4 protein-coding genes are annotated in these 5,567 nt (G+C 66.9%); 2 read left to right on the forward strand and 2 right to left on the reverse strand.

Going from position 1 to position 5,567, the window contains the following annotated elements:
* Nucleotides 1-206 precede the first annotated feature (206 nt).
* Together MFF42_RS18845 and MFF42_RS18850 are read right to left on the reverse strand one after the other, a co-directional pair.
* The gene (locus MFF42_RS18845) at nt 207-1,265 is read right to left on the reverse strand and encodes a cytochrome-c peroxidase (protein ID WP_238257115.1); all 1,059 of its coding nucleotides are present in this window, start codon (nt 1,263-1,265) and stop codon (nt 207-209) included.
* Nucleotides 1,266-1,434: 169 nt separating this feature from the next.
* Nucleotides 1,435-1,806 (reverse strand): cupredoxin domain-containing protein, encoded by a 372-nt coding sequence (locus MFF42_RS18850; protein ID WP_238257116.1) that lies wholly within the window; start codon nt 1,804-1,806, stop codon nt 1,435-1,437.
* A gap of 227 nt (nt 1,807-2,033) precedes the next feature.
* Here MFF42_RS18850 and MFF42_RS18855 point away from each other — a divergent pair, with 227 nt between their 5' ends.
* On the forward strand, nt 2,034-4,844 hold the full coding sequence (locus tag MFF42_RS18855) for an EAL domain-containing protein (protein WP_238257117.1): 2,811 nt from the start codon (nt 2,034-2,036) through the stop codon (nt 4,842-4,844).
* A gap of 252 nt (nt 4,845-5,096) precedes the next feature.
* Nucleotides 5,097-5,567: manganese catalase family protein (locus tag MFF42_RS18860; RefSeq protein ID WP_238257118.1), on the forward strand; the 471-nt coding region annotated here is incomplete at its 3' end.

Genomic DNA, 5,567 nt, shown 5'->3' on the forward strand with positions numbered 1-5,567 from the left:
ATCGCTTCGGCTTCGCCTCGCGATGACGGGAGTGGGCAATGTCCGGGGTGATCAACCAGAAACCGTTGATCGATCGCGGCTGCACCGTCTGCCTCAACCGACGATCGAAAAGGCTCGCTCCACCGCTCCGTCGTTGACGGAGCGGCGTTAGCTCCTCGCTCTTCTCGGTCTCAGGCCCAAGAAATTCAAATGAATCGCGGCGACGCTCACGGCCGCGGCGGCTCGGTTCCGATCGGCTGGTAGGCCGGCCCGTCGGCGCCGTCGTCGTTGAGGGTTTCCATGAAGGCGATGAGGTCCGCCTTCTCCTGCGCCGTGAGACGGAGCGGGCGGATGTCGCGGGAGCGGCTCGGCCGGTCGATCCCGCCGCGGTCGTAGAGATCAATCACGTCGGACAGCGTCGCGAGCGAGCCGTCATGCATGTAGGGGGGGCGCCGCGCGACGTTGCGCAGGGTCGGCGTCTTGAAGGCGTAGCGGAGGGCCGTCGATGTCGGGAAGAACCGCCCCCGACCGATCGCGCCGTCCTTGCCGACGCCGACGTCGTGGAAGGAACCGTCGGTGAAGTTCCAGCCCGAATGGCAGGCGGCACAATTGGCCTTCCCGTTGAACAGGTCGAAGCCGCGCTTGGCGGCGGCACCGACCGCGCGCGCGTCGCCTTCGACCCAGTGGTCGAAGGGCGCTCGACCGGACACGATCAGGCGCTGGAAGGTCGCGAGCGCCTGCTCGATCCGCGTCTCCGTCACCGGATTGCCGTCCGGCGCGGGCTCCGGAAACGCGTTCTTGAAGGCCGCGACGTATTTCGGATCGGCGGAAAGGCGCCGGACCATCTCCTCGGGCGGCATGTTCATGTTGCCCGGCGCCGTGAGGGGTGTGCGGGCGACGGCTTCGAGGCCGTTGAACTTGCCGTCCCAGCCGTAGATCGTGTCGATCCAGGCGACGTTGAGCAGTGTCGGCGTGCGGAAATCCATGAACCCGCCGTCGTTGCGCGGTGCGCGCGGGTTCGAGTCGGTCCAGTCCAGTCCGGGGATGTGGCAGGTGGCGCAGGTGCGGTCGCCGTCACGGGAGAGGACCGGCTCGAAGAACAGGGCGCGGCCGAGTTCGGCCTTGGCGGCCCGGTAGGCGTTGTCTTCGGGAAACGGAATCGCGGTCGGTCGCCGATACTCGGCGAGTGCGGCCGAGCGGTCGGGCTCGCCGTTCGTCGCGACCGCCAAGCCTCCCAACAGGATGGTCAGGAGGGCTGCCGCGCCCCCCACGAATTTCCAAGCCATTCCAACCTCGATCCCATCGAGGTTGGTGTGTCTGGATTAAATTTCGATTAACATAAGTTGATCACATCGCCGTGACCGATCGGGACCGATCCGCTATCAAAGTCAATCGCCAGCCAATAGCATGACGATCACTCTCATGTTGATCGAGAGTATTGCGACATGACGGTTCTCATTTGACGGAAACCGCAAGCTTCATCTTCGGGTGGATACCGCAGAGAACCGTGAAGTGACCCGCCTTCGGGAAGTGGACGACGGTCTTGCTTCCCGGAACCTGCTCGCCCGTGTCGAAGCTGAAGTCCGGCGCATCGAGATAGGCGTGGTGAACGAGTTCACCGTCGTCGTTGATGATGGCGATGGCTTCGCCGGCACGCAGCGACACCGCACCCGGGGCGAAGGCCCGGCCCTTCTGCGTCACCCGATACGAGGCGGCATCGCTGGCCAGGGCGAATGCCGTGCCGGACGCGACGACGGATGCGAGCAACAGCGCGGAGCCCGAGCGCCGCGGGGCGATCGCGCACCTCACCCGACCGGCGTCACTCATGCGTCTCTCCCCTCTTATTCGAGGGCGCCCCCGCGCGCTCGTGAATGTTGATTGAGCGTTCGCAAAGTTGCGTTCGCCTTAACATCATCGCGGAATCCCGAGGGTACGGTGACGAAATCGCGCAGGCTGTAGATTACTTTAAGGATTGTCGGACATGCTGCCCGCGAGATGCGAGCGTTTGCCCGATGAACCCTTCACGCCGACAAACAGGCTCTTCGCGGTGGCGTATGGCCCTGGATGCGGTGCTGCGCAGCGCCCGGACCATTCGCGGCCGGATCTTCCTCGCGTTTCTGATGCTCAGCGCGATCACGGCGATGCTCGGCAGCTATGCCGCCTTCGGCATCATGACGACCGGAGCGCTGGTCGACAAAACCTACGACCAGTCGCTGATGTCGATCAATTATGCCCGTGCCGCCGCGACCGATCTCGCGGCGCTTCAGGCGACGGTCGCCCGGGCCCGCCTCGCAGGCGACGCCGAGGAGCGTCGCACCCTCGAGACGCGGATCGAGGCCCTGACGCAGTCCTTCGAGGAGGATCTCGAAATCGCGGCGGACCGCGCGCAGTCGGAGCGTGCCACGCGCGAGGCCGCCGCCGCCAAGGATGCCGTCGTGCAGTGGCTCGCCGCCCGGCGGGAATTCGGCCCCGATCAGCAGACGGCGGATGTCTGGCAGGCCCTCGACGCCCACGCGGCGGCGGCCGAGCAGCATATCGACCTGCTGATCAACTTCACCGCCGGGGACGGCTTCTCCTACCGGCAGACCGCGCGGGCGACCGTCGATCGCGACGTGCGGCTCAGCGTGTTCGTGACGTCGCTCGCGATCGTCCTCTCGGGCATCGTCGCCCTGCTCCTGCTGCGGCAGATCGTGCGCCCCGTCGCGGACGCCTCGACGGTCGCGAGCCGCATCGCCGCGGGTGAACTCACGGTGACGGTGCCCGAAGGCGGGGCCGACGAGTTCGGCGCGCTGCTGCGCGCGATGGCGGTGATGCGCGACAACATCGCGGCGATGATGCAGGCGGAGGTGGCGCAGCGCCGGTCCGCCCAGAGCTTGCTGGCCGACGCGGTGCAGGGATCGATCGAAGGCATCGTCGTGGTCGATGCGAAGGGCCGCATCGTCCTCGCCAACGACCGGGCGGCGGCGCTGCTCGGGCTCGATCCGACCGAGATGGGGCAGCGCTCTCTCACCGACGCGAGCGGCTCGCCGGTCGCCGATACCCTGCTCGCGATGCCCGGCACCGGCAGCCTGACCGCCGAGACGCGCTCCGCCGATGGACGCTGGCTGCGCATCAGCCGCAGCCCGACGCGGGACGGCGGCTTCGTCGCGGTCTGCAGCGACATGTCCCTGCTCAAGGAGCAGGAGGATCAGCTCAAGCGCAGCCATTCCCAGCTCGATGCCGCCCTCAGCAACATGCTCCAGGGGCTCTGCCTCTTCGACGCCGAGGGGAGCCTGCTCGTCTTCAATCGCCGCTTCTGCGACATGTTCGGCGTCGACGCCGGCACGCTGCGGCCGGGCATGAGCATCCGCGAGGTCGCTCGCCTCGTCGAACTGTCGGCCGACGACGATCGGGCCGTCGACCTGCTGATGCAGCAGCTGGCCCTTCTCCAGCGCGGGGCGAGCGGGTCGCTCTGCTGCCCGATCCGCAGCGATTGCATCGTCTCGCTGAAGCAGCAGCCGACCGCGGAGGGCGGCTGGATCGCCACCTACGAGGACGTGACCCAGCGCTACGAGGCGGAGGAGCGGATCATCACCATGGCGCGCCGGGACGCGCTGACGGGGCTTGCCAACCGCATGGTGTTCGGGGAACGCCTGGAAGAGGCGGCCGCCCGTCTCACCGAGGGCGTCGGCGCGGGCTTCGCGACGCTCTGCCTCGACCTCGACCGCTTCAAGGAGGTCAACGACACGCTCGGTCATCCGATCGGCGACGGCCTGCTGCGCAGCGTCGCCGAGCGGCTCCAGGGCTGCCTGCGCGAGACCGATCTCGTCGCGCGCCTCGGCGGCGACGAGTTCGCCATCGTCCAGATCGGCACCCATGTGCGGAGCGACGCGGCCGCGCTCGCCAAGCGCCTGATCGCCGCGTTCCAGCAGCCGTTCCTCCTCGAAGGCCACACCGTGACGGTGGGCGTCAGCATCGGCATCTCGCTCGCGCCGGAACACGGAACGAGCCCGGAAAAGCTCCTCAAGAGCGCCGACCTCGCCCTCTATCGCGCCAAGGCGACCGGGCGGGCATGCTGGTCCTTCTTCGACGAGGAGATGGACCTCGAACTGCGCAAGCGCCGGGCCCTGGAGAACGATCTCGGCAAGGCCGTCGACAACGGCGAGTTCGAGCTGGTCTTCCAGCCGATCGTCAAGCTCGACCAGCAGCGGATCGCCAGCTGCGAAGCGCTGCTGCGCTGGCGCCATCCCGAGCGGGGTTACATCTCTCCCGCCGACTTCATCCCGCTGGCGGAGGAGACCGGGGCCATCTGCCGGATCGGCGAGTGGGTGCTGCGCAAGGCCTGCAGCGAGGCGGCGGCCTGGCCCGGCGGCATCGGCGTCGCCGTCAACGTCTCCGCCGTGCAGTTCAAGAACGCGGCGGTCGTCCGGGCGGTGATGGAAGCGCTCTCCGCCAGCGGGCTGCCGGCGCATCGCCTGGAGCTGGAGATCACCGAATCGGTGCTGCTGAATGACAGCGTCACCACGCTGGCCACCCTCCACACCCTGAAGCGGCTGGGCGTGCGGGTGGCGATGGACGATTTCGGCACCGGCTTCTCGTCCCTGAGCTACCTGCAGAGCTTCCCGTTCGACAAGATCAAGATCGACCAGTCCTTCGTGCGCAACCTCGACGCGACCGGGAACGCGCGGCTGATCGTGCGGTCGGTGATCGGTCTCGGCCGCAGCCTGGGCATCACCACCACGGCCGAGGGCATCGAGACCGAGGCTCAACTCGACCAGCTCCGTCTCGAGGGATGCGAGGAAGGGCAGGGCTACCTGTTCAGCCGCCCCGTTCCCTCGGCCGCGATCCGCGAACTCGTGACGAGCCTCGGGCGGAACGCCGCCTGAGCCTCCCGCGCACGCCGACGCCGCGGAATGTCGGGTCGTCACGCTCAAGGCTATAGTTCGATACAAACGATATTATGCACTGTGCTATATCAGCACAACATATGATCGCGTCGATTTCGCTCTGATTTATCTCTGAACAAAGCGCAACTCCGGCGATTTCCCGAACACAGAAGCCGTTGCACAGCCGGGTCGAAACACCTGGCCGTGCCCTGCCGTGTGGGCTGTGCTTCGCGCATTCGAGGATTTGAGCCGATGTACTATTTCGAAAAGCAACTCCAATATCCGGTGCGGGTCGACAGCCCGGATCCGGTCTATGCCCGCATGCTGCAGCAGGCGATCGGCGGCATCGAGGGCGAGATCCGCGTGTGTATGCAGTACTTCTTCCAGGCCTGGGGCAATCGCGCGCCCAACACCAAGTATCGCGACATGCTTCTTCACACGGCGACGGAGGAGCTCGGCCATATCGAGATGCTCGCGACGGCCGTCGCGATGAACTTGGAGAACGCCCCCACCACGGTGCAGGAGGCGGGCGCCGCCGACGCCATCGTCGGGGCGGTGATGAGCGGCGAGAACCCGCGCCACATCGCCGAGGGGATGCTGCACAAGCACCTGCTCTCCTCGGGCATGGCCGCGTTTCCGGGCAATGCCGACGGCGTCCCCTTCGACATGAACCACATCTACGCGAGCGGGAACCTCGCGGCGGACATGTATTGCAACGTCGCC

The sequence above is a fragment of the Methylorubrum podarium genome, from assembly GCF_022179745.1.
Classification (GTDB): Bacteria; Pseudomonadota; Alphaproteobacteria; order Rhizobiales; family Beijerinckiaceae; genus Methylobacterium; species Methylobacterium podarium.

What these genes read in the sequence shown, in the direction of transcription:
- MFF42_RS18845 (WP_238257115.1), bottom strand. Translation starts at nt 1,265, where the DNA reads ATGGCTTGGAAATTCGTGGGGGGCGCGGCAGCCCTCCTGACCATCCTG.
- MFF42_RS18850 (WP_238257116.1), bottom strand. Translation starts at nt 1,806, where the DNA reads ATGAGTGACGCCGGTCGGGTGAGGTGCGCGATCGCCCCGCGGCGCTCG.
- MFF42_RS18855 (WP_238257117.1), top strand. Translation starts at nt 2,034, where the DNA reads ATGGCCCTGGATGCGGTGCTGCGCAGCGCCCGGACCATTCGCGGCCGG.